Origin of the sequence: Caballeronia sp. dw_19 (assembly GCF_018449515.1) — a bacterium.
Classification (GTDB): Bacteria; Pseudomonadota; Gammaproteobacteria; order Burkholderiales; family Burkholderiaceae; genus Caballeronia.
On record NZ_JAAVUQ010000023.1, the window covers coordinates 21,038 to 44,914 of the forward strand.

The window sequence follows — 23,877 nt, forward strand, 5'->3', positions numbered from 1 at the left end:
CACACACATCATGTCCGAAACCCCGATCGATCCGCACAAGCGTCACCATGCCTATTGCCTGTCCTTCGGCGCTCATCTCACCGATGCCGGACATACGCGTTATCGTTTCTGGGCGCCGTCGCTTACGGCTGTGCAACTGGAGCTCTCCCCTAATGAAAAGAGTGCGGCCGCCACGCTCATCGACATGACCCCAACCGCCGACGGCTGGTTCGAAGCGCTGGCCGTAGGCGGCGCGGGCACGCGTTACCGGTATCGGATCAATGCGGATCTGGCGGTGCCCGATCCGGCCTCCCGTTTCCAGCCCGACGACGTTCATGGCCCGAGCGAAGTCATCGATCCGCGTGCGTATCGCTGGGAAAACACGAACTGGCACGGCCGGCCGTGGGAAGAAACCGTACTTTACGAAGTGCACGTGGGCGCGCTGGGCGGTTATGCCGGTGTGACGCGCCGCCTGAAGGAGTTCGCGCATCTCGGCGTGACGGCCATTGAACTGATGCCGCTCAACGACTTCAGCGGCAGCCGCAATTGGGGTTACGACGGCGTGCTGCCCTACGCACCCGATTCGGCCTACGGTACGCCTGACGAACTGAAGACACTCATCGACACCGCGCATGGCTTCGGCCTGATGGTCTTCCTCGACGTGGTCTATAACCACTTCGGACCGGACGGCAACTATCTGAGCGCCTACGCCAAGCCGTTCTTTCGCGAAGGCGTGAATACGCCGTGGGGTCCGGCGATCGATTTCGAACGTCCGCAAGTGCGCGACTTTTTCTTCGACAACGCGCTGTACTGGCTCAAGGAATATCGTTTCGATGGCCTGCGCCTCGACGCCGTCCACGCCATCAACGACGACGAATGGTTGCGCGAACTGTCGGACCGCGTGCGTTCGTCCGTGGAACCGGGCCGATATGTGCATCTGGTGCTTGAGAACGAGCACAACACATCGAACCTGCTCGAATCGCATTTCAACGCGCAATGGAGCGACGACTCACACAACACGCTCCACGTCCTGCTAACCGGCGAGGACGAGAGTTATTACAGCGCCTACAGCGACCAGCCAATCCAGAAGCTCGCGCGCGTGCTGAGCGAGGGTTTCGTGTATCAAGGCGAGCCCTCGCCCATCCACGACGGCCGGCCGCGCGGCGAACCGAGCGCTGGCTTGCCGCCCACGGCTTTCGTGATGTTTTTACAGAACCACGATCAGGTCGGCAACCGTGCAATGGGCGAGCGCTTGCGCTCGTTGTGCAGCGAAGACTCGCTCTACGCCGCAACCGGCCTGATGCTTCTCACACCGCAAATCCCGATGCTGTTCATGGAAGAGCAGTACGGTTCCACGCAGCCATTCCTGTTTTTCACCGACTATCACGACGAACTCGCCGATGCCGTGCGTGAAGGGCGTCGTAAGGAATTTGCGAAGTTCTCCGCTTTCACCGACGAAAAACGCCGCGCCCAGATTCCCGATCCCAACGCCATCGAGACGTTCAAAATGTCGTCGCCCGATGAAAGCAAGCAACCCGCCGATCACAACGACTGGCTGCACTTCTATCGCTCCGCGCTGGCCGTGCGCACGAAGCTGCTGATGCCACATCTGAGGAATGCAAAGGCGCTGGGCGCCAAGGTGATCGGAGAGAAAGCCGTGCTGGCGAACTGGCGGCTCGGCGACGGCAGCACCTATTCCGTCGCGCTCAATCTGGGCAAGCAAACCGTGCCGCTTACCGGCCATCCGCCGGGCAAGGTCGTATTCGAAACGCCGGCTCGGGCCCGCGACGCGGCGGACCGCGGCGAGCTGGGTGCAGAGACTTTTATCGCGTGGCTGACGGGCGATTTCGCCGATGCCGCATTCAATCATGACGCACGCCGCGTCAAAGCTTCGGGGAAAACCTCGTGAGCACGACCCTCAATACCCCGGCTACGCCGGATAAAACCCCCAGCGCTATCGAAGCACTCGCGACTAAGGCCGGTTTCGAGGTCGAGTGGCGGGACGCGCACAAGCAGATCCAGCGCGTGCCGGAAGAGACGCTGAAAGTGCTGCTGGAACGCCTCGGCCTGCCCTGTGACAATCTCACGCAACTCAAGCAGAGCGCAGCGACGCTCGATGCGGAATTGTCCGGGCGCAAGTTGCCGCCGTTGATGACCGCGGAGATCGATCGCGCCATTGCTCTGCCGATGGCCGCCGTGAAATCCGGCGCGCGGTACCGGATCGAACTGGAAAGCGGCGCGGTCATCGACGGGCGGTTTACGTCGCCGAAAGGGGCCACCGCATTGCTCTCGCCGATCTCCGAGCCGGGCTATCACACGCTGGTGATCAATGAGCAGCGCACGACGCTCGCGGTGGCGCCGCCACGCTGTTACACCGTCGACGATGCCTGGCACGCGCTCCAGCCCAGCATGCAGGCTACCCCGCCGATGTGGGGCATGGCCGCGCAGGTTTACGGTTTGCGGCGCGTGGGCGACGGCGGTGTGGGCGACTTCTCCGCGCTCGTGACGCTTGCGTCAGAAAGCGCGCAGCGCGGCAGCCACGCAATCGCGATCAGCCCGATGCACGCGATGTTCAGCGCAGAGCCGAATAAATTCAGCCCGTACTCGCCTTCATCGCGGCTGTTTCTGAACATCGCGCACATTGATCCGGCAGCGGTGCTGGGCGTGGAAGCGGCACAAGCGGCGATAAAAACCGCCGGTGTCGCCGATGAATTTGCCGAACTCGAAGCGCTGCAGCTAATCGACTGGCCGCGCGTGGTGACGGCAAAACTGGCCGTGCTGCGCGCGTTGTTCGCGCAGTTCAACGCGCAACCCAGTGCTCACGAAAACGACACGTTGCACAAGGATTTCGCCCGCTTCGTGAAACGCGGCGGACGCGCGCTGGAAGATCACGCGCGCTTCGAGGCGCTGCAGGCAACGCAATTGAAGGAAGCCAACGAAGGCCACTGGCGCAACTGGGCCGGTGAACTAAGCGATCCGCGTAGCGCGGCCGTCGCGGAATTCGCCGCCGCGCATAAAGACGAAGTCGATTTTTTCCTCTTCGCGCAATGGCTCGCGGCCAAGGGCTTGTCGCATGCCCAGCACGTCGCACGCGACTCGGGCATGGCGATCGGCTTGATAGCCGATCTGGCCGTCGGGTGCGACAGCGCGGGCAGCCACGCGTGGTCGTATCGGGATGAAATGCTGCAAGGCGTGTCAGTCGGCGCGCCGCCCGACCTGTTCAACCAGGCCGGGCAGTCATGGGGCCTCACCACGTTTTCCCCGCGCGCCATGCGCACGCAGGGCTTTTCAGCGTTCATCGATATGCTGCGTGCCGCGTTCACGCTTGCGGGCGGCATTCGTATCGATCACATTCTCGGCTTGCGGCGTCTCTGGCTCGTGCCCGACGGCGAAAGTGCGAAGAACGGCGCGTACCTACGTTATCCGCTCGACGACCTGTTGCGGCTGATCGCGCTCGAATCGTGGCGGCATAAAGCCATCGTGATCGGCGAGGATCTCGGCACGGTTCCGCCCGGCTTCCGCGAACGCTTGCAGGAACACGGCCTGCTCGGCATCCGCGTGCTCTGGTTTGAACGCGCGGAAAAAGGCCCGGGCTTCAAGGCGCCGGCCGACTGGGATCACGACGTGGCCGCAACCACCACCACCCACGACCTGCCGACGGTCACCGGCTGGTGGATCGGCGAGGACATTGTGTGGCGCGCGAAGATCGGGCAGACGGCCGCGCGAGCGGACGGGCAAGATCCTGTCGAAATCGCCCAAGTGGAGCGAGGCGAGGATCGTAAATTGCTGTGGTCTGCGTTTCAGGAAGCCGGTGTCGCTGCGCCCGATGTCTCCGTGGCCGCCGATATTTCCCCGCAAACCGCACCCGTAGACGAAGCGCTCGCGTTCGTGGCGTCGACGCCCGCGCCGCTTGCGATCTACCCGCTGGAAGACCTGCTCGCGCTCGCCGAGATGCCGAACCTGCCCGGTTCCATCGACGAGCATCCGAACTGGCGCCGGCGGCTGGCTGTACCCGTATCCGAACTCTTCGATGACGATTCGTTCGTCGACCGCCTGCTCGCTGTCGATCAGGCCCGGCAAAAATCCGCCCAGACGAAGGCGGCCACGCATAACGCTTCACCCACCGACTGAGACCATGACCGTTCCACGCTCCACGCTCCGGCTGCAGCTACACAAGGATTTCACCTTCGACGACGCCGCCCGCCAGGTCGACTACATGGCTGCGCTCGGAATCAGCCACGCGTATTTATCGCCGATCACGACCGCGACCAGCGGCTCGACGCACGGCTACGACACGGTGGACTACACTCGCGTCAATCCGGAACTCGGCGGTGAAGAAGGCTTGAGGCGTTTCGTCGACAAGCTGCGCGCCCACGAGATGGGGGTGATCGTGGACGTGGTGCCGAATCACATGGGCGTGGGCGGGTCGGAAAACCTCTGGTGGATGGACATCCTGGAATGGGGACGCCACGCGGCGCATGCGCGCTATTTCGACATCGACTGGCATTCGCCCGATCCCGCGCTGCGCGGCAAAGTGCTCGCCCCGTTCCTGGGCGCGGCGTATGGCGAGGAACTGCAGGGCGGCAAGATCAAGCTCGTTTTCGACGCAGACCAGGGCCGCTTCAAGATCGAGTACTACGCACACACGTTTCCAGTGAGTCCGCTCGACTACACGTCGGTGTTGCAGGACTACGCGCCCGAGATGGCGGAGCGCTTCACGGGGCTGTCCACGCAACCGGGCGACCAGCCGCGCGCCGACGAAGCGCGGGCGGCTTTGAAAGAGTACGCGGCAACGGCCGAGGGTAAGCGAGCTATAGACACTGCCGTACAAGCCCATTCCGGCGATAACCCCGCTGGCCGCGACCGTTTGCATCGGCTGCTGGAACGTCAGCATTACCGGCTCGCCTGGTGGCGCACCGCCGCCGACGAAGTGAACTGGCGGCGTTTCTTCGACGTCAGCACGCTCGGCGGCATGCGCGTCGAGCGCCCCGAAGTATTCGAGGCATCGCATGCGCTGATTTTCCGGTTGTTTACAGAAGGGCTGATCGACGGCGTGCGAATCGATCACGTCGATGGCCTCGCCGAACCGCGTGAATATTGCCAGCGCTTGCGTGGCCGGCTTGAAGAACTCGCGGAACATCGGCCGGAGAATCTGAAGCAGGACCGCACGTATTTCGTCGTCGAGAAAATCCTCGCGCGCGGCGAACCCGTGCGTGACGACTGGCGCATCGACGGCACCACCGGATACGACTTCATGAACGACGTCGGCGCGTTGCTGCACGACCCGCGCGGCGCCGAACCACTGGCAAAAAGCTGGGCCGAATTGTCTGGACGTCCGGCGGACTTTGGCGTCGAAGCCGAAGCCGCGCGGCGCAAGATACTGTCGGAGAACTTGTCCGCCGAACTCGACCGCGTGGCGCGAGCGTTGCATCGCATTGCCCGCGATACCCCCGTCACCCGCGACTTCACATATTCATCGTTGCGCCGGGTCGCGGCTGAACTCGTGGTGCACTTTCCGGTGTACCGGATCTATCCCGTCGGTGGTCAGCGCAGCGAGGAAGATGAACGCTTTTTCTCGCAGGCATATCAAGGCGCCAAAGCCGCGCTGGCGCCCGCCGATTTCGTCATCCTTGATCAGGTTGCGCAGTGGCTCGGCGGTCCGGGCGGTGAGGATGCGGTCGAAGAGAAACCGCGTGAACGCGAGCGCTTGCTCGATCGCGGCCGGGATCGGGATCGCGATCGTCAGTCCGCTAGCGTACCTAACCAGAATCTGCAAGCGAACAGCGCCGGCTCGAACTCCAGCGGTTCACATCGACGCAACGCACAAACTCTGTTCTCCCAACTAACTTCGCCAGTGGCCGCCAAGGCGATTGAAGACACCGCCTGTTATCGATACGGCCGGCTGATCTCGCGCAACGAAGTGGGTGCCGATCCGGGCGAGTTCTCGTTGTCGGTCGACGCGTTCCACGCGGGCAATCTCGAACGCGCAAAGCGCTTCCCGAACGCGATGCTCAACACCGCGACGCACGATCACAAGCGCGGCGAAGACGTGCGCGCGCGGATCGCGGGATTGAGCGAGATTCCCGATGAATGGGCCGCGACGTTGCGAAGCTGGTCGACGTTGAACACGCCGCATCGGCGAGCGCTGAACGGCGATGAACACGACTGGGCGCCGGGCGCCGCCGCCGAAGCCATGTTGTATCAGACGCTGGTCGGCTGCTGGCCGCCGACGCTCTCTCCCGACGACCAGGACGGCGTGAAAGAACTCGCCGAACGTGTGAGCGCGTGGCAGTTGAAGGCGCTGCGTGAAGCCAAGTTACGCACGAGCTGGTTCGCGCCCGATGAGGCGTACGAGAATGCATGTCGCGATTTTCTCTTCGATATCCTCGCGCCGCAGCGCCGCGATGGTTTTCTCGGCGAGTTGCCGGCGTTCGTCGAACGTGTCGCGCGGACCGGCGCGATCAATAGTTTTCAGCAAACGTTGTTGCGGCTGACATCGCCGGGCGTGCCGGATCTTTATCAGGGGACCGAACTATGGGATTTCAGTCTCGTCGATCCCGATAACCGGCGGCCAGTCGACTTCGAGCAACGGCGTGCGTGGTTGAGCGAAGGCGAGGCTGAAGGGGCGCCATCGGAGCAATTGAAGAACTGGCGCGATGGCCGGGTGAAGCTGGGTATTGTGCGGCGCGCGCTGGCGTTGCGGACGCATGCGCATTCGCTATTCGAGAAGGGTGCTTATGTTCCGCTGAAGGTGGAAGGCGCGCATGCGGACAGCGTGATTGCGTTTGCGCGGCATGCGGGCAGCGCGTACGCGGTGGTGATCGCGACAAGGCTGGCCGACTCGCTGCTGGCTGAGAACAATACCGGCCTGCCGCTGGTGGATGCTGCGCATTGGGGCGATACAGCAATCCTGTTGCCAGAAGCGCTGGCTTCACGTGCGTTGTTCGACTGGCTGAGCCCGAACGCGCCGAAGTCGGATGGCCAGCGTTTATTCATGCGTGACGCGCTGGCGTCGATGCCGGTCGCGTTGCTGATGGAAGAAGGGGTGCCGAGAGTTTAATGTGACTGAGGGCTCATGGCGCCCGAGCGGGGTGAAAGTCACTCCGCTTCCTGCGCCACCTCTTCATGCGGATACACGCGCACAAGTACGATCCGCGGCCCGTTCATCTTCTTCACCACGATATCGAAGCGATCGAACCCGATCCGTTGCCCTTCGCTCGGCAGGTCGCCTAGCGCATTGATCACGAGTCCGCCGACCGACTCCGCCTGCCCCTCGTCGATATCAATCCCCAGCGCCCGTTCAAGAGACACCACCGGCAAGCTGCCCTTGCCCATCAGCGTGCCATCGTCCATGCGCGACCAGTCCGCGTCGCCTTGACGGAACTCATCGTGAATCTGGCCGACGAGCGCACCCAGCAGGTTATCCAGCGTCAGAAAGCCTATTGGTTTTTGCCCCTTGCGCCCGACCAGTGCAAAGTGCGGCGCGCCCTTGCGAAACCGGCGGAACAGTTCAAGCGCCGATAGATTCCCCGCCACGTATTGCACCGGCCGCACATGCTTGGCCAGTTCGTCCTGCAACGTGTCCTGCCGCGTCAGGCCTTGCAGCAGGCCGCGCCCGGCGCCATTACGTGCGAGCAGCAGGTCCTTTAGGTGAATCATGCCGAGCACGTGTTCGCCGGAGGCATCGGCGAAAAGGGGATAGCGGCTGAAACGGTGGCGCGCGATCACCTGCATGTTGTCGCGCATGGGCAGGTCGTTGCGCAGGCCGACCATCTCGTGGTTCGGACGCATCAGGTCCGAAACCGTCATGCGGCTGAAATCGAGCGAATGGGCGATGGTGTTCCATTCATCCGCGTTATAGGCAGACCCGGCAGTCCCGATTGTGTCTGGCAGCGTAGCCGTCGATGCCCCGCTCAGGCGCCGGCCACGCAGGATCAACTTGAGTTCGTCGGTGGAATAGTGAGCGTCGTCGCCATGTCCCGTTCCGAGCCCGAACAACCGCAACACGAAATTCGCGCTCGAATTCAGCACCCAGATGAACGGATACATTGCCCAATAGAAACCGTAGAGCGGCATGGCGACCCACAGGCCGACCTGTTCCGCGCGCCGGATTGCCCACGATTTCGGCGCGAGCTCACCCACCACGATATGCAGGAACGAAATGCAGGAGAACGCGAAGAACAGCGAGACGGCGTCGATCAGCTTGACCGATTCGATACCCGCAAGCGCGAACAACGGGTGCAGCAATTCGGCGAATGCCGGTTCGCCCAGCCAGCCAAGCCCGAGCGACGCAAGCGTAATGCCGAGCTGACACGCCGACAAATACGCGTCGAGCTTGCCATGGACCTTGGCCAGCAAGCGGCCGGGCAAACCGTTCGACCGTGCGATTGCCTGAACGCGCGTGGCGCGCAGTTTGACGAGTCCGAACTCGGCCGCGACGAAAAACCCGTTCAACGCGACGAGTAACAAGGCACCAATTAGCGCGACAACCTGATTCAAAGCAACCTGCTCCACAAAATGAAACCGCCAGTATAGAGGTGCAAGCTGACCGAAAGTTAAATCAGGTGGCGCTCAACGGCACGCGAAACCTGAGCGCAACGGCGGCGCCATCGGTGAGATCGTCGTGTTCGAACGTGCCGCCGTGCGCTTCAGCCACACGTTTGCACAGGGCGAGCACCCACGCGATCCGCGCGGCTTCCCGTGGCAACGTTGCCTGATTGCGGGCAAACGCCTCAAGCACGTGGGGAACGTCAGGATCCAAAAGCGCTTTCTGCGATGCGGTGAATGTGGCGACCGCGCTGAACGCACCGCCTTCCACCAGGCCGTTCAACACCACCTTCGATCCCGCCGCACTTGCCTCGGCGGCGAACGCAAGCATCAGCCAGAGCGCCTGGGCGAGACGTTCGCCGTCGGCGCTGATCTGCTCTTCGACCAACGCGGATTCGACGTGCAGCGTGACGTGCCGCGCGCTCGCCAGACTCGCGCGAGCCTGGGCTGCGCTCTCGTCCATCAGGTGCCGCAGCGCGAGCGGCTCGCGGTCGAGCGCCAGTGTTTTGGTCTCGGCGCGGGTGGTATCGATGAATTGCTCGATCAGCTTCACCTGCTGCTCCACGCCGGAGCGAATCCCGGTGAGCGCGCGTTGGGCGGGGGCATCGGCGGTATCGACTTTGCGCTCCAGCACGTAGCCCCAGCTGTGGATGGCGTTCAAGGGACCGCGCAGATCATGCGACACAAGCCCGAGCACGTGATCGCGCATGAACAACGCTGCTTCGGCACGCAGATGCGCGGTGCGCTCATCGGCTTGTCCGGGCTTGGTTTCCGTTGGTATTCCAGGGCTGCACGGCGAAACGATCAACGACACGGTATCGGCCCGGCCGATGCTGCCGGGCAGCGCGAGGATGGCGAACGAACGCAATCTTGACAGCGTGGTCTCGCCCTCATCGATGCGTACCTTCGCACGCCGCACGCTGCCGGCGGCAAGAGCGGCGTCGGCAGCTTCGGCGAGCACGGCGATCAGGGGTTTGGGTAAGGCGGTATCGGCGAGAGCACGCCCTTCGATTGAGCTCGCGTCGAGATCGAACAGATGTGCAAAGACGGTATCGGCTGACAGACAGCGCTGCGCGGTATCCAGCACGAGCACGCCGTCCGTGCCCGCGACCGGCGCTTCAGGACGGGGAACGCGCCCCGTGTCGACCGTGCCGGAGAAAGACGTTGTCACGATGGGAAATCCTTGAGCGTTGATGAATGCGAGTATCTTGCCCGGTGTTATCGAGATGACCAGCCATTATAGGAGAGTGCTTCCGGGCTTTCCGTTTGGGGCTGGCCGCCCCTCCTCTCCCATTTGCGAGATATTGGCCAGGTCGTGCAGCAAACCTCGTGCGTGCTTCGCCGGATGTAACGATGCCACCCGAAAGCCCTACAATACCGGTTTTAGATCCCGCCGGCGGTGCCGGCCTTTACAAGGAGTGTTACATGGCGATCGTGACGACCGACTCAGGGCTCAAGTATGAAGATTTGACGGAAGGCGAAGGCGCTGAAGCTGTTGCCGGCAAGTCGGTGAGCGTGCATTACACGGGCTGGCTCACGGACGGCCAGAAGTTCGATTCCAGCCACGACCGTAATGATCCGTTCGCATTTGTACTCGGCGGCGGCATGGTCATTAAGGGATGGGATGAAGGTGTGCAGGGGATGAAGGTAGGTGGTAAGCGCAAGTTGACCATTCCGCCGCAACTCGGTTATGGCGTGCGCGGCGCCGGTGGGGTGATTCCGCCGAATGCGACGCTGGTATTTGAAGTGGAATTGCTCGAGGTTTAAAGATTCAGGCGGGTATTCCGTTCGCACTCGATTGGGCGGGCGGGGTTCTGGGGGCGGGGTTGACGTGTGTGCCGGGGTGCCAGGTTCTAGGGCTAGCGGTCGGGGTCAGTGCCGGGGTGGTGCTTTCGGCCGTGGTGGTCTGCGAGAGTCGGATTTTCTCTTTATCACTGTTAGCCACTGTGCGTGGCGGCACGTCATTTCTTTGTCCAAAGCGACAAAGAAACGAAGCAAAGAAAGCGCTTTAACCGCTCTACCCTAAGTGTCCACAGCGTGCAGTTTTCATTCATAGGTGCCCCAAAAGCACGGTGCTCGCCAGAGCGGAGGATGCGTGAACCCCTCCTTCTCGCGAATCCTGACACGAACACGCTTCGCCCCGTACGCTCTCGGGCAAGCACGAGGCGCCCAGGAACCCCACGGCCTCACGCGTATTCGCTGCCACGTTTCTTGGAGCGTTGGCCAAGCGTGCGCTGTTTTTTTGGTGGACTACACGGCCAAACGCATACTTACGGCTTCATGTTTAGTGGGCTATTGCGCGGCATGCACGATTCTTTTCGCCAGCTACGGCCCGATGCATCCGCGCGGCCCGTTTCTCGATGGGTTAGCGACGTGGTCCGTCGCGTACATATTTGGAGGGAGGTCGTCCGCGGATAGCGCGGGGTGCTCCTTGGGCAGGTTCAATCACTGGTGGCGAAGCGTGTGGGTATCCGTGTTCGGAGAAGGAGGGGTTCACACATCCTCCGCTCTGGCGAGCACCGTGCTTTTGGGGCACCTATGAATCAAAACTGCACGCTGTGGACACTTAGGGTAGAGCGGTTAAAGCGCTTTCTTTGCTTCGTTTCTTTGTCGCTTTGGACAAAGAAATGACGTGCCGCCACGCACAGTGGCTAATAGTGATAAAGAGAAAATCCGACTCTCGCAGACCACCACGGCCGAAAGCACCAACCCGGCGTAGACCCCGACCACTAACCCAGAACCGCCCACCCCAGCATAGACCCCCGACCACTACCCCCCCCGTCCAATCGAGTGCGAACGAAAATTACTGGCTATTTAAACCGCGCGCCAAATCCCCTCTGATATCCCCGGCATTTTCCAGCCCCACCGCCAGCCGGATCAACCCTTCGCGAATCCCCGCTGCTTCCCGCACCTCCGGCGTCAACCGCCCATGCGTGGTCGTCGACGGATGAGTAATGGTCGTACGCGTATCCCCGAGATTGCCGGTAATCGAACAGATCCTGGTGGCATCAATCACCCGCCAAGCATTCGCACGCTGTTCTTCACGCGTCTCGCCCTTCAACTCGAACGACACAATCGCCCCGCCCGCCTTCTGCTGCTTCTTTGCAATGGCATATTGCGGATGCGACTCGAGCCCCGGATAAAACACGCGCTCGATCGCCGGATGGGTCTCCAGCCAACGCGCGATTTCCAGTGCATTCGCCGACTGCTTCTCCACTCGCAACGACAGCGTCTCCATCCCCTTCAACAACACCCACGCATTAAACGCGGACAGCGTCGGCCCAGCACTCCGCACGAACGGAAACACCTTCTCCATGATGAACTGCTTCGACCCAACCAACGCGCCGCCCAGCACGCGCCCCTGACCATCAAGGAACTTGGTCGCCGAATGCATGACGACATCAGCGCCAAGCTTCAGCGGCTGCTGCAGCGCCGGACTACAGAAACAGTTATCGACGACAAACAACGCACCCACTTCCTTCGAAATCTTCCCGATCGCCTCAATATCCGCAATCTCGGTCAGCGGATTCGACGGCGTCTCCAGGAAAAACATCTTCGTCTCAGGACGCACGGCAGCTCGCCATTCATCGAGATTGGTAGCATCGACGAACGTGGTCGTGATCCCGAACTTCGTGAAGATCTGCGAGAACATCCCGATCGTCGATCCGAACAAACTCTTCGAACTGACCAGATGGTCCCCTTGCTGCATCGAGCACATCACCACCGACATGATCGCAGCCATGCCCGACGCCGTCGCCATGCACGCCTCGCCACCTTCAAGCGCCGCCAGCCGGTTCTGGAACATCGCAACCGTCGGGTTCGTGAAGCGCGAATACGTGTACGCCTCTTCGGAATTCTTGAAGCTCTCCGCCGCATGCGCGGCGCTCTCGAACACAAAGCTCGATGTCAGGAAAATCGCTTCCGAATGCTCATTGAACTCACTGCGCAGCGTTCCAGCGCGAACGGCGAGCGTATCGAAGTTGAGGTTTTCGTCCATGTTCGTGTTTTCCATTCCCATCTATTCCATCTATTCATTAGCCCGGCCAAAAAACCGGGACGCAAAAAAGCCCGCTTCTGCGTCAGCATGAGCGGGCCCGGTGCGGAAAAGCCTGTAGCGTCGCCGGTGCGTGGTCCAGATTCGCCACCGGTTCGCTTTAGCTGTTTCGGGTTCCGACTCAAGCTAAACGTCTAGCCCGTTCATCAAAACCCGCGTCCGCAAGCTGATCTCAAATCGACGCAAACCCAATCCTATCACGACTGTCACGCGCTTATCGCGCGCCGGAGTCAAACTCGTCACTCCACCGACAACTGCAAGTGCAACTGCGAACGCGATACGTCGCCTTCCATCGCGTCACTCGCGGCATCGCGATCCGACTGCGCTTGCGGCGCAAGACGCGCCTTCTCCAGCCGATCCAGATACGCCGAGTCAATGTCACCAGTGATGTAGTTGCCATCGAAGCACGACGCGTCGAATTCACGCAGCGCCGGATTGATGTCGCGAATGGCTTGCTTCAGATCGGCCACATCCTGATACACCAGATGATCCGCGCCAATCATGCGCGCCACTTCCTCGTCCGAACGGCCATGTGCGACCAGTTCACCGCGCGTGGGCATGTCGATGCCATACACGTTCGGGAACTTCACCGGCGGCGCAGCAGACGCGAAGATCACCTTGGCGGCGCCTGCATCGCGCGCCATCTGCACGATTTCATGCGATGTCGTACCGCGCACGATGGAGTCATCGACGATCAGCACGTTCTTGCCCTTGAACTCGATTGCCATCGCGTTGAGTTTCTGGCGCACCGACTTCTTGCGCACAGCCTGTCCCGGCATGATGAAGGTGCGGCCAACGTAGCGATTCTTGAAGAAACCTTCGCGATATTCCACGCCCAGTTTCGCGGCCACTTGCATGGCGGCGGGACGCGATGAATCGGGAATCGGCATGACCACGTCAATAGGCACGTCCGGCAGCACGCGCTTGATCTTCTCGGCGAGGTAATCGCCCATGCGCAGGCGCGCGTTGTAGACCGGCACGCCGTCGAGACACGAATCGGGACGCGCGAGATACACGAGTTCGAAGATGCAGGGGTTCAGGCTCGGGTTCTCGGCACATTGCTGGCTGTGCAGGTTGCCGTCGTTATCGATGAAAATGGCTTCGCCCGGCTCTACATCACGCACGAACTCGAAGCCGATACCTTCAACCGCCACCGATTCCGACGCCACCATCCATTCCACGCCCGTCGCGGTTTCCTGCTTGCCGAGCACCAGCGGACGGATACCGAACGGATCACGGAAAGCCACAAGGCCGTAACCCGCGATCAGCGAAACGATGGCGTACGAACCCTTCACCCGCCGATGCACACCGCTCACCGCCTTGAACAGCGCGGCCGGATCGAGTTCCAGGCCGGAGCTGGACAACTGCAATTCATGGGCGAAGACGTTGAGCAGGACTTCGGTGTCCGACGCGGTATTGATATGCCGGCGATCGATCCGGAACATCTCTTCCTTCAACTGCGGCCAGTTGGTCAGGTTGCCGTTATGGGCGAGGATGATGCCGAACGGCGCGTTCACGTAGAACGGCTGGGCTTCTTCCTCGCTCGCCGCATTTCCGGCTGTCGGATACCGCACCTGGCCAATGCCGACATTACCCGGCAGGCTGCGCATGTTGCGCGTGCGGAACACGTCGCGCACCATGCCATTGGCCTTATGCATGTGGAAGTTATTGCCGTCAGCCGTCGCAATGCCAGCCGCGTCCTGCCCGCGATGCTGCAGCAGCAGCAAGCTGTCATAAATCAACTGATTAACGGGAGTCTGGGAAACTACGCCTACGATGCCGCACATGGCATGGTCCTTCAAAGAGTCGAAACGGGTCCAAAAGGCGTATCGGTGCAACGAATGCAGACAGCCCCTGACGGGGGGACAAAGACTGCAGGGTATTGCGCCGAGCCGTCGCGGGATTCTCGGGTAGCGGGCCAGGACGTCATTGCGCAGGCGTGGCGGGCGGATCTTGCGAGCCGTCCGGCGTGGTGCGCAGGTACGCGGCGAGCGTATCGGGAAGCAGCGGTTTCAGTTCTCGCACGCCCTGTTCGGCCGCGGGCCGGAACAACGCGTTACGCCAGAAATCGTGTTGCGGCAGTTCGGTCAAGCCCGCGAGGGCGACCAGGATCACTACCAGAATGGCCCCTCTCACGAGGCCGAACAAAAGTCCAAGCGACCGGTCGATACCGCGCAGCCCGACCACTTCGGTCACGCGCGTCAACAACGCGCCAGCCACGCTCGATACCACCAGCACACCCGCGACAATCAGCAAAAATGCAATCAGCCACTGCGTCAGCGCCCCGCCCGGCCAGTGCGCCGGAATGTACGGCACGACCGCCCCGACAAACCGCCCCGCGATCAACAGTGCTGCGATCCAGCCGATCAGGCCGAACACTTCGGCCAGCAGGCCGCGCCACATGCCGCGCAGCGCGGAGAGGCCGATCACGGCCATCACCGCGTAGTCGAAACTCGTAAACATCTACAGCTAGTTCGCCGACGCGTTATTGCTGCCACCGCTGCCGCTGCCCAGTCCGGCTTGCCGCACCTTGACCAGCGCCGCCGATGCAGCCGCCCGGTCGGCGAACGGTCCGGCACGCAACAGCGTGCGAGTGGTGCCGTCAGCCTGTTTCCGATGTTCGATATATGCGGGCACTCCCGCCGCCTTCAACTTGGTCACCCAGCCCTGGGCTGCGGTGTCATCGTCGAAAGTACCGATCTGGACCACAAAACGGCTTCCCGCCGGGGAGGCCGGCGTGTTCGGTTTCGGGGTTGCTGCTGTGGCCGCAGGCGCTTCCGCGGGCGGCTTGGCGGCTGTTACTGCCGGCGGCGCCACTGGCTTCGCTTCGGGCTGCGGCGCGGCGGCCTTGGCCTGAGCTTGCGTTTCTACTGCCTTAGAGGCTTGCTTCGAATCAGGTTTTGAGCCGGGCTTTGAAGCCACCGCCGCTGCATTGTCCGGAGCCGCGGCAGGACCGTCCGGCGCGACGCCGGCTTGCGTATCCGCTGACGAATCAACCGCCCCGGCATCCGTCGCGTCGTTATGACTCGTCTTGGGCAAAGGTGCAGCCGGGCGTGCAGGGATATCGATGGAGATGTCGTCGGTGACAGGCTTCGGATGTGAATCCAGCACCATTGGCAGGATGATCACCGCCGCCGCGACCAGCGCGAGCGCGCCGACCAGACGCCGCCGCGCACGCTGCTTTTCGGGCAGGGTGGGGTCGAGCATCATTGCGTCGGCTTCAGGACGGTCGCTGCGGCGCGTCCGGCGTTCGGTACGCACGGTCTGACGCGAGCCGCGCGGGGAGTCGGAGTATGCGTCGCGACCCGAGGGCGCGTCGTCTTTCTTGCCGAACGAGAAAAAGGACATGGTTGGCTTGTGCGAGAGGCTGGCCGGCCGTCCGTTCAATGACGCTGCGATTTACGGTAAGCCATTACACCGGCCACCGTATGGAAACTGCCGAAAACCAAAATTCTATCATTTTCGGACGCTCGCTTTAACGCATCTTGAAAAGCGTCGGCCGGACTGTTGAATTGTGTAACGCTGCTGTCGCCACTGTCGTTGACGCCGGCATCGCGTAAAACGCCTTCCAGCATGGCAGCGGAGGCGCCGCGCGGGGTCGGCAGGGCCGTCACGTTCCAGTGATCGATCTCACCCTTCAAATGCTCGACGACCCCGGCGATGTCCTTGTCGCCCATCGCGCCGAAGATTGCGTAGGTGTAGGGAAAAAAGCCCATGTTGCCGAGATTCTGAGCTAAAACGGCGGCGGCGTGGGGATTGTGAGCGACATCGAGGATCACTTGCGGCTTGCCCGGCACGACCTGGAAACGTCCCGGCAACTCGACGTTCGCGAGTCCCAGCCGGATATCCTGCGCAGACACGGGAATGCGCTCGCGCAGCGATTCGAGCGCGGCCAGCGCCGCCGATGTATTGATCAGTTGATTCGCACCGCGCAAAGCCGGGTAAGCAAGCGCTGAGCGCCGCTGCGTCCGGCCGATATAACTCCACTGCTGGCGCTCGTTGCCGCCTTGCGCTTCGTAGCGGAAATCGCGGCCGACCAGCCACAGATCCGCACCGATAGCCTTCGCGTGGTCGATCAACGACTGCGGCGGCGAGGGATCGCCGCAAATGGCGGGCGTATTCGGGCGGAAAATCCCGGCTTTCTCGAAGCCGATTTTCTCGCGTGTGTCGCCGAGATATTCCGTATGGTCGATATCGATGCTGGTGATGATCGCGCAATCGGTATCGATGATATTGACGGCGTCCAGGCGCCCGCCCAACCCTACTTCGAGAATCACAGCGTCCAGTTCACGCGATGCGAACAGCCGCATGATCGCCAGGGTGGTGAATTCGAAATAGGTCAGCGAAACCGGTTCGGCCAAGCTCATGCGCGCCTGTTCGACCGCTTCGAAATGCTCGAGCAGCTCGTCGTTTGTGGCGTCGACGCCATTGATCCGGGCGCGCTCATTGAAGTCGAGCAGGTGCGGCGATGTATGGCAGCCCACGCGATATCCCGCGCGAACCAGGATGGTTTCGATAATCGCGCAGGTCGAACCCTTGCCGTTCGTTCCGCCGACCGTGATCACGGGGCATTTGAACGTTAGTCCTAGTGCGTTGCGTACTTGGCTGATGCGTGCCAGACCCATGTCGATGCCGACCGGATGTGCCGATTCCAGGTGAGTCAGCCACTCGTCGAGGGTGGGGAAGGTGAACGATGAAGTCGCCATGGATGATCGTGAGTAGGGGTTGGTGCTCGGTGGTGCTGGGTTGGTGCTCGGTGGTGCTTTTGGCGTTGGTGGGCGGGGTCGATGCTGGGGGGCCCGGGGTTAGTGGCCGGGGTTTATGCCGGGGTGGTCGGTTCTGGGTTAGTGGTCGGGGTCTATGCCGGGTTGGTGCTTTCAGTGTTAGTGGTCTGCGAGAGTCGGATTTTCTCTTTATCACTATTAGCCACTGTGCGTGGCGGCACGTCATTTCTTTGTCCAAAGCGACAAAGAAACGAAGCAAAGAAAACGCTTTCAACCACGCTACCCTAAGTGTCCACAGCGTGCAGTTTTCATTCATAGGTGCCCCAAAAGCACGGTGCTCGCCAGAGCGAAGGATGTGTGAAACCCTCCTTCTCCGAACACCGATACCCACACGCTTCGCCACCAGTGATTGAACCTGCCCAAGGGACACCCCGCGCTATCCGCGGACGACCTCCCTCCGGATTTGTACGCGCCTCGAACCACGTCGCCAACCCGCCAAGAAACGAAGCCCCAACAATGCGTAAGGCCATAACCGACGAAAATAACGGTGTAGACCGCGTAGCCAACTCACCAAAGACCGAGGCAGTAAATACGCGTGACGTCGAGCTGTTACGGATCAAGCTGTGACCCACGAGATAAGCGAGCCGACCAAGCAGCCAACCCACCAAGAAACGAAGCATGCAGAACGCGTGAGGCCGTACCGCTTCCTGGGCAATTCGTGCTTGCCCGAGAGCGTACGGGGCGAAGCGTGTTCGTGTCAGGATTCGCGAGAAGGAGGGGTTCAAACATCCGTGGTTCTGGCGAGCACCGTGCTTTTGGGGCACCTATGAATAGAAACTGCACGCTGTGGACACTTAGGGTAGAGCGGTTAAAGCGCTTTCTTTGCTTCGTTTCTTTGTCGCTTTGGACAAAGAAATGACGTGCCGCCACGCACAGTGGCTAATAGTGATAAAGAGAAAATCCGACTCACGCAGACCGCTAACACTGAAAGCACCAACCCGGCACTGACCCCGACCACTAACCCCAAAACCTAGCATCCCAACGACCAACCCCAAAAACACCCCAAAACCCAAACCCCGAGTGCGAACGAAAACCCTCAGGCTACAGCGTCAGCAGGCTGTAGCGTCAGCAGTGCAATCAGGCGCGCGATTTCTTCGCGCATCTTCCGGCGATCCACAATCATGTCGATTGCGCCCTTCTGGATCAGGAATTCCGAACGCTGAAAACCTTCCGGCAGCTTCTCGCGCACGGTCTGCTCGATCACGCGCGGGCCCGCAAAACCAATCAGCGCCTTCGGTTCAGCAATCACCACATCGCCCAAAAACGCAAAACTGGCGGACACGCCACCCATGGTCGGATCGGTGAGAACGGAGATGAATGGCAGCTTGGCTTCGGCCAGCTTCGTGAGCATGGCCGTGGTTTTCGCCATCTGCATCAGCGAGAGCAGGCTTTCCTGCATCCGCGCGCCGCCCGACGCCGTAAAACAGATGAACGGCGTGCGCTGCTCCAGCGCGTTGCGCGCGCCGCGGGCAAAACGTTCACCGACCACCGAGCCCATCGAGCCGCCCATGAACGAGAACTCGAAGCACGCAGTCACGACCGGAATAGTGTGGATGGCGCCGCCCATGACGACCATGGCATCGGTCTCGTCCGTATCTTCCATCGCCTCTTTCAGGCGGTCCGGGTACTTCCGGCTATCCTTGAACTTCAGCGCATCGACCGGCAGGATTTCCTGGCCGATTTCGTAACGGCCTTCCGGATCGAGCAAACCGTCGAGCCGTTCGCGCGCGCCAATCCGCATGTGATGGCTGCACTTCGGGCAGACATGCAGATTCGCCTCGACGTCATTGCGGTACAGCACCGCCTCACACGACGGACACTTGATCCACAGCCCTTCCGGAATGCCCTTGCGGCTTTTCGGATCGGTTTGCTTGATCTTCGGCGGTAACAGTTTGTCGAGCCAGCTCATCGTATGTCCTTCCTGTTTCACGTGTTTTGCGGCCCATTTGGAGCGGGTTTGAACCCTTTTGGGCCGCAATAACGGGTTATTTTGCAGAATCGAGCGCAGAGCGAATTTCGGCGATAAAACTCGTCAGCATCTCCGCCGCCTTCTCCGGCGGCGCTTCTTCAAGCAATTGCACGAGACGGCTGCCAATCACCACGGCATCCGATACATCGGCCACCAGCCTCGCCGACGCAGCGTCGCGGATGCCGAAACCCACCCCCACCGGCAACGCGACATGCGCCTTGATGGCCGGGATTTTACTCGCGATGCTGACCACGTCCAGATTTGCCGAACCGGTCACGCCTTTCAGCGACACGTAATAGACATATCCGCTCGCCACTTTGCCGACTGCGGCAATACGGTCATCGGTTGATGTGGGCGCGAGCAGGAAGATCGGATCGATACCCGCAGCGCGCATCGATGCACTGAATTCCACCGACTCTTCCGGCGGGTAATCGACGACCAGAACGCCATCCACGCCCGCTTCCTTCGCCGCTTTGGCGAAGGCTTCCGTGCCCATGCGCTCGATCGGATTCGCGTAGCCCATCAGGACCACCGGCGTCGCGGTGTTGGTCTCGCGGAAGCGCTTCACGTCGGCGAGGACGTGTTTCAGCGAAACGCCCTTGGCCAACGCGCGTTCTGACGAGCGTTGGATCACGGGACCATCGGCCATCGGATCGGAAAAAGGCACGCCCAGTTCGATGACGTCCGCGCCGCCCTTGGCGAGCGCGTGCATGAATTCAACAGTTTGCTCGGGGTTCGGATCGCCGGCCGTGATGAACGGGATCAGACCTTTCTTGCCCTGCTCGGCCAACGCCGCAAATGTGCTCTTGATACGGGACATGAGTTAATCTCTTTGCGCGAAATTTGCGCCTTTTAGTGTTTTTTAGCAGTGACTTAACAGCAGCTTAGGCGGCGCTCGCTTGGTCGACGGCAGTGTCCGTGGTCTCGGATTTCGGTTCAACCCGGACTCCGACGGAACCCGTCTCCGCGACGCGCTTTTCAGCAATCGCGTGATAGTCGGCGTTGATCTCGTAGCCGACGAACTCGCGCCCGTGTCGCGCACAGGCAACCGCGGTCGTGCCGCTGCCCATGAACGGATCGAGCACGCGCCCGCCACGCGGACAACTCGCCAGGACCATACGCTCGATAATCTCAAGCGGCTTTTGCGTCGGATGGTCGACGCGCTCGGCGTGTTGCCTGTGCAACCGCGACACCGACCAGACGTCCTTCGGGTTGTAACCCAGCTCCAGCCACTTGCTGCCTTCGAACAATTTGCGCGAACGCGCCTTCTTCGTCACTGCGTCGTAGGGGATGCGGATGGGATCGAGATCGAAGAAGTAATCCTTCGATACCGCGAAATAACCGATGTTGTCGTGCACTGACGTATATCTGCGCACCGTCCCACCCATGCTCGGCACGCGCCGGTCCCACACGATTTCGTTGACCATCGTAAGGCGGCGCTTGAGGAACACGAAGATCTCCGGCGCATATTGCCACGTGCAAAAAATATAAAGCGAACCGCTTGGCTTGAGCTTCGGAATGGCCAGATCAAGCCAGCCGTAGGTCCAGTCGAGGAAGGCATCGCCGGAACGCATGTCCGAGTCATTGCCGTAATCCTTGCCCAGGCCATACGGCGGATCGGCCACGATCAGGTCGATCGAGCCGTCCGGGAGGTTCGCTGCATCGGTCAGGAAATCGCGATGATGCAGGTGGATACCGCGGTCAGTGCCGCCGTGGACGTCGCCACCGGCAGCACCGGCGGCGCCGTGCGCACTTGCATGATCGATTTCATCGCGCATCGGTTGCGGGCTCAGAACGTGATGCCGGTGCGCTCGGCGACCGTATGCATGTCCTTGTCGCCACGGCCCGACAGATTGACCAGCAGAAGCTTGTCTTTCGGCAACGTGGGCGCGAGCTTCGCGGCGTAAGCGAGCGCATGGCTCGATTCCAGCGCCGGAATGATCCCTTCGATCCGGCAGCAATCGTGGAAACCCTTCAGCGCTTCTTCGTCGGTAATACCCACGTACTCAGCGCGGCCTGCATCCTTCAACCACGCGTGTTCCGGTCCGACGCCGGGATAATCCAGCCCCGCTGAAACCGAATGTGTCTCGATGATCTGGCCGTTTTCGTCCTGCAGAAGATACGTGCGGTTGCCGTGCAGAACGCCTGGACTTCCGCCGATCAGCGACGCCGCGTGACGCCCGGTGTTAATGCCATCGCCGGCCGCTTCCACGCCGATCAGCTTCACGTCTTTATCGTCGATATACGGATAAAAGATGCCCATCGCATTCGATCCACCGCCAACGCACGCGATCACCGCGTCCGGCTGACGCCCGGTCATTTCGGGCATCTGGACCTTGCATTCATCGCCGATCACCCGCTGGAAGTCGCGCACCATCATGGGGTAAGGATGCGGCCCCGCCACCGTACCGATGATATAGAACGTGTTCTCCACGTTCGTCACCCAGTCGCGCATGGCTTCATTGAGCGCGTCTTTCAGCGTTTTGGAGCCGGATTCGACCGGCACAACGGTCGCGCCGAGCAACTTCATGCGGTACACGTTCGCCGCCTGGCGCCGCACGTCTTCCGAGCCCATGTAGACCACGCATTCCATGCCGAACCGCGCGGCGATGGTCGCCGTGGCGACGCCATGCTGTCCCGCACCGGTTTCCGCGATCACGCGCGGCTTGCCCATCTTGCGCGCGAGCAACGCCTGGCCGATTACGTTGTTAACTTTGTGCGCGCCGGTGTGATTCAGGTCTTCGCGCTTGAGGAAGATTTGCGCGCCGCCGAGCATGTTGCTCCAGCGTTTGGCGTGATAAATCGGCGACGGACGGCCGACATAGTGCTTCAGCTCGTATTCGTATTCCGCGATAAACGCCGGATCCTTGCTGCATTCCGCGTAGGCATCGCGGAGTTCATCGAGTGCGTGAATCAGCGTTTCGGATACGAATGTGCCGCCATATGGGCCGAAATGGCCCCGATCGTCTGGTAAGTTGTACATGTGTCACTCTCTCGATACGTGGCAGCGTTGCGCTTGCCCACGTCGTTTCCCATCTTGATCATCCAGCGTCTGCTTCGCGCACCGCGCGTACAAACGCCGCCATTCGGGCGTGATCTTTCACGCCCTTCGCCCCCGCTACTTCGATGCCGCTGGAGACATCGACTGCGTAAGGGCGCACGCGCCGGATGGCGTCAAGGACGTTTTGCGCGTTCAACCCACCACTCAAAACGGCCCGATGCCCGAGATCTGTTGGGATAAGTGACCAATCGAATACCTTTCCACCGCCACCGTAGCCGTCGACGAAGGTGTCGAGGAGCAAACCGCTGGCTGCTGAATAATTAAGAGATGATTCTACCAAATCGCGTGCAGTGGCATCAGGCCCTACCCGCACAGCGCGCCACCACGGCAAGCCGGCTACTTCAGCGAGCGCTGCGCATTGGGCCGGGGTTTCATCGCCGTGGAATTGCAGCAATGACAACCTCACATTCGATGTCACCTCGCGAATCCATTCCGGCGTGGCGTTGACGAACAAACCAACCGCCGAAACGAGCGGCGGCACGTGCTCCGCCAGCTCAACCGCCTGCCCCACGCTGACCGAACGGGGGCTGGGCGGATAGAACACAAAACCCACGGCATCGGCGCCGAGTGCGACGGCGGTATCGACATCTTCCGTCTTCGACAAACCGCACAGCTTGATTCTCGTCCGACGCAAATCGCTGCTCATTCCGTTACTCATGCTTTTGTCTCGTTCTTGTTGTCCTGCCAGACCGCGCTCCACGGATAGCTTCCCAGGCGTGGCGCAGGCACCGCGAAGTTCTCAGGATAGCCGACCTCGGCCAAATACAGGCCGTCGGGCATGAACGTGGGCGCAGCGCGTTTGCGGTCGCGCGCTGCCAGCAATTCCGCCATCCATGACGCGGGATGCTTGCCGCGGCCGATTGCGACGAAACATCCCATCAGGTTGCGCACCATGTGGTGCAAGAACGCATTCGCCCGAAAGCGAAAGTGGATGAAATCGCCCTGTTCCACGATATCAATCTGATGCAGGTATTTCACCGGCGTCTTTGCCTGGCATTCGGACGAGCGGAACGCGGTGAAATCGTGCTTGCCGATCAGGCTGGCGGCGGCTTCGCGCATCGCGTTGGCATCGAGCGGCGCGTAGCACCATCCGGCGTGGCCGGTGGTCATCGGCGAGCGCACGGGGTGGACGTAGAGTGCGTAGTAATACGTGCGTTCATAGGCGCCGAAACGGGCGTGGAAGTCATCGGGCATTGGACGCGCCCACTGCACCGCGACGCTCTGCGGCAAGAACGCGTTCGTGCCGCGCACCCAGGCGAAGTCGGTGCGCTCGAGTTCGGTATCGAAATGCACGACCTGGCCGAGCGCGTGAACGCCGGTATCCGTGCGCCCCGCGACGACCGTCTGCACGCGCGTCTGCGTGAACTTTCCCAACGCGCGTTCGAGAACGTCCTGAACGGTCTCGACGTCCGATTGGGTCTGCCAGCCGCTGAACGCCGAACCGTCGTACTGGATGCCTAATGCAATGCGTTTCACAGGCATC

At 61.3% G+C, this 23,877-nt stretch carries 17 protein-coding genes; 4 read left to right on the forward strand and 13 right to left on the reverse strand.

What is annotated here, in order from left to right:
- The first annotated feature begins 10 nt into the window (after positions 1-10).
- From treZ to treY, 3 genes are read left to right on the forward strand one after another with little or no spacing between them, the layout of a single operon-like run.
- Positions 11-1,888, forward strand: a complete 1,878-nt coding sequence (treZ, locus tag HB376_RS26100; RefSeq protein WP_213766629.1) for a malto-oligosyltrehalose trehalohydrolase — start codon at positions 11-13, stop codon at positions 1,886-1,888.
- On the forward strand, positions 1,885-4,110 hold the full coding sequence (malQ, locus tag HB376_RS26105; protein ID WP_213766630.1) for a 4-alpha-glucanotransferase: 2,226 nt from the start codon (positions 1,885-1,887) through the stop codon (positions 4,108-4,110). The genes treZ and malQ overlap by 4 nt, the downstream gene beginning before the upstream one ends.
- 4 nt (positions 4,111-4,114) lie before the next feature.
- On the forward strand, positions 4,115-7,039 hold the full coding sequence (gene treY / locus HB376_RS26110; protein ID WP_213766631.1) for a malto-oligosyltrehalose synthase: 2,925 nt from the start codon (positions 4,115-4,117) through the stop codon (positions 7,037-7,039).
- 38 nt (positions 7,040-7,077) lie between these two features.
- On the opposite strand, the gene HB376_RS26115 is transcribed toward treY, so the two are convergent.
- The gene (locus HB376_RS26115; protein ID WP_213766632.1) at positions 7,078-8,478 is read right to left on the reverse strand and encodes a hemolysin family protein; all 1,401 of its coding nucleotides are present in this window, start codon (positions 8,476-8,478) and stop codon (positions 7,078-7,080) included.
- Positions 8,479-8,539: 61 nt separating this feature from the next.
- Positions 8,540-9,697, reverse strand: a complete 1,158-nt coding sequence (locus HB376_RS26120; protein WP_346730584.1) for a HAMP domain-containing sensor histidine kinase — start codon at positions 9,695-9,697, stop codon at positions 8,540-8,542.
- A gap of 254 nt (positions 9,698-9,951) precedes the next feature.
- On the opposite strand from HB376_RS26120, the gene HB376_RS26125 reads away from it, so the two are divergent.
- Positions 9,952-10,293, forward strand: coding sequence for an FKBP-type peptidyl-prolyl cis-trans isomerase (locus HB376_RS26125; RefSeq protein ID WP_213766633.1), 342 nt, complete (start codon positions 9,952-9,954; stop codon positions 10,291-10,293).
- A gap of 1,036 nt (positions 10,294-11,329) precedes the next feature.
- On the opposite strand, the gene HB376_RS26130 is transcribed toward HB376_RS26125, so the two are convergent.
- The 11 genes from HB376_RS26130 to truA all read right to left on the reverse strand — a co-directional run bounded on the left by HB376_RS26130 (position 11,330) and on the right by truA (position 23,870).
- Positions 11,330-12,523 (reverse strand): O-succinylhomoserine sulfhydrylase, encoded by a 1,194-nt coding sequence (locus HB376_RS26130; RefSeq protein WP_213766707.1) that lies wholly within the window; start codon positions 12,521-12,523, stop codon positions 11,330-11,332.
- 296 nt (positions 12,524-12,819) lie between these two features.
- Positions 12,820-14,367: an amidophosphoribosyltransferase gene (gene purF, locus HB376_RS26135; protein WP_213766634.1), complete on the reverse strand. Its 1,548-nt coding sequence runs from the start codon at positions 14,365-14,367 to the stop codon at positions 12,820-12,822.
- A 139-nt stretch (positions 14,368-14,506) separates the two neighbouring features.
- A complete protein-coding gene (locus HB376_RS26140) occupies positions 14,507-15,043 on the reverse strand; it encodes a CvpA family protein (protein ID WP_213766635.1) in 537 nt (178 codons plus the stop codon).
- Positions 15,044-15,049: 6 nt separating this feature from the next.
- The gene (locus tag HB376_RS26145) at positions 15,050-15,928 is read right to left on the reverse strand and encodes an SPOR domain-containing protein (protein WP_213766636.1); all 879 of its coding nucleotides are present in this window, start codon (positions 15,926-15,928) and stop codon (positions 15,050-15,052) included.
- A gap of 35 nt (positions 15,929-15,963) precedes the next feature.
- Entirely contained in the window at positions 15,964-17,286 is a 1,323-nt protein-coding gene (folC, locus tag HB376_RS26150) for a bifunctional tetrahydrofolate synthase/dihydrofolate synthase (RefSeq protein ID WP_213766637.1), read from the reverse strand.
- Positions 17,287-18,400: 1,114 nt separating this feature from the next.
- Entirely contained in the window at positions 18,401-19,273 is an 873-nt protein-coding gene (gene accD / locus HB376_RS26155) for an acetyl-CoA carboxylase, carboxyltransferase subunit beta (protein ID WP_062086303.1), read from the reverse strand.
- Positions 19,274-19,349: 76 nt separating this feature from the next.
- On the reverse strand, positions 19,350-20,153 hold the full coding sequence (trpA, locus tag HB376_RS26160) for a tryptophan synthase subunit alpha (protein WP_213766638.1): 804 nt from the start codon (positions 20,151-20,153) through the stop codon (positions 19,350-19,352).
- A 64-nt stretch (positions 20,154-20,217) separates the two neighbouring features.
- Entirely contained in the window at positions 20,218-21,111 is an 894-nt protein-coding gene (locus HB376_RS26165; protein WP_255631579.1) for a site-specific DNA-methyltransferase, read from the reverse strand.
- Positions 21,112-21,122: 11 nt separating this feature from the next.
- Positions 21,123-22,316: a tryptophan synthase subunit beta gene (gene trpB / locus HB376_RS26170; protein ID WP_213766639.1), complete on the reverse strand. Its 1,194-nt coding sequence runs from the start codon at positions 22,314-22,316 to the stop codon at positions 21,123-21,125.
- Positions 22,317-22,374: 58 nt separating this feature from the next.
- The gene (locus tag HB376_RS26175) at positions 22,375-23,052 is read right to left on the reverse strand and encodes a phosphoribosylanthranilate isomerase (protein ID WP_213766640.1); all 678 of its coding nucleotides are present in this window, start codon (positions 23,050-23,052) and stop codon (positions 22,375-22,377) included.
- Entirely contained in the window at positions 23,049-23,870 is an 822-nt protein-coding gene (gene truA / locus HB376_RS26180; protein WP_346730585.1) for a tRNA pseudouridine(38-40) synthase TruA, read from the reverse strand. Before truA ends, HB376_RS26175 begins: the two co-directional genes overlap by 4 nt.
- Between the last annotated feature and the right edge of the window lie 7 nt (positions 23,871-23,877).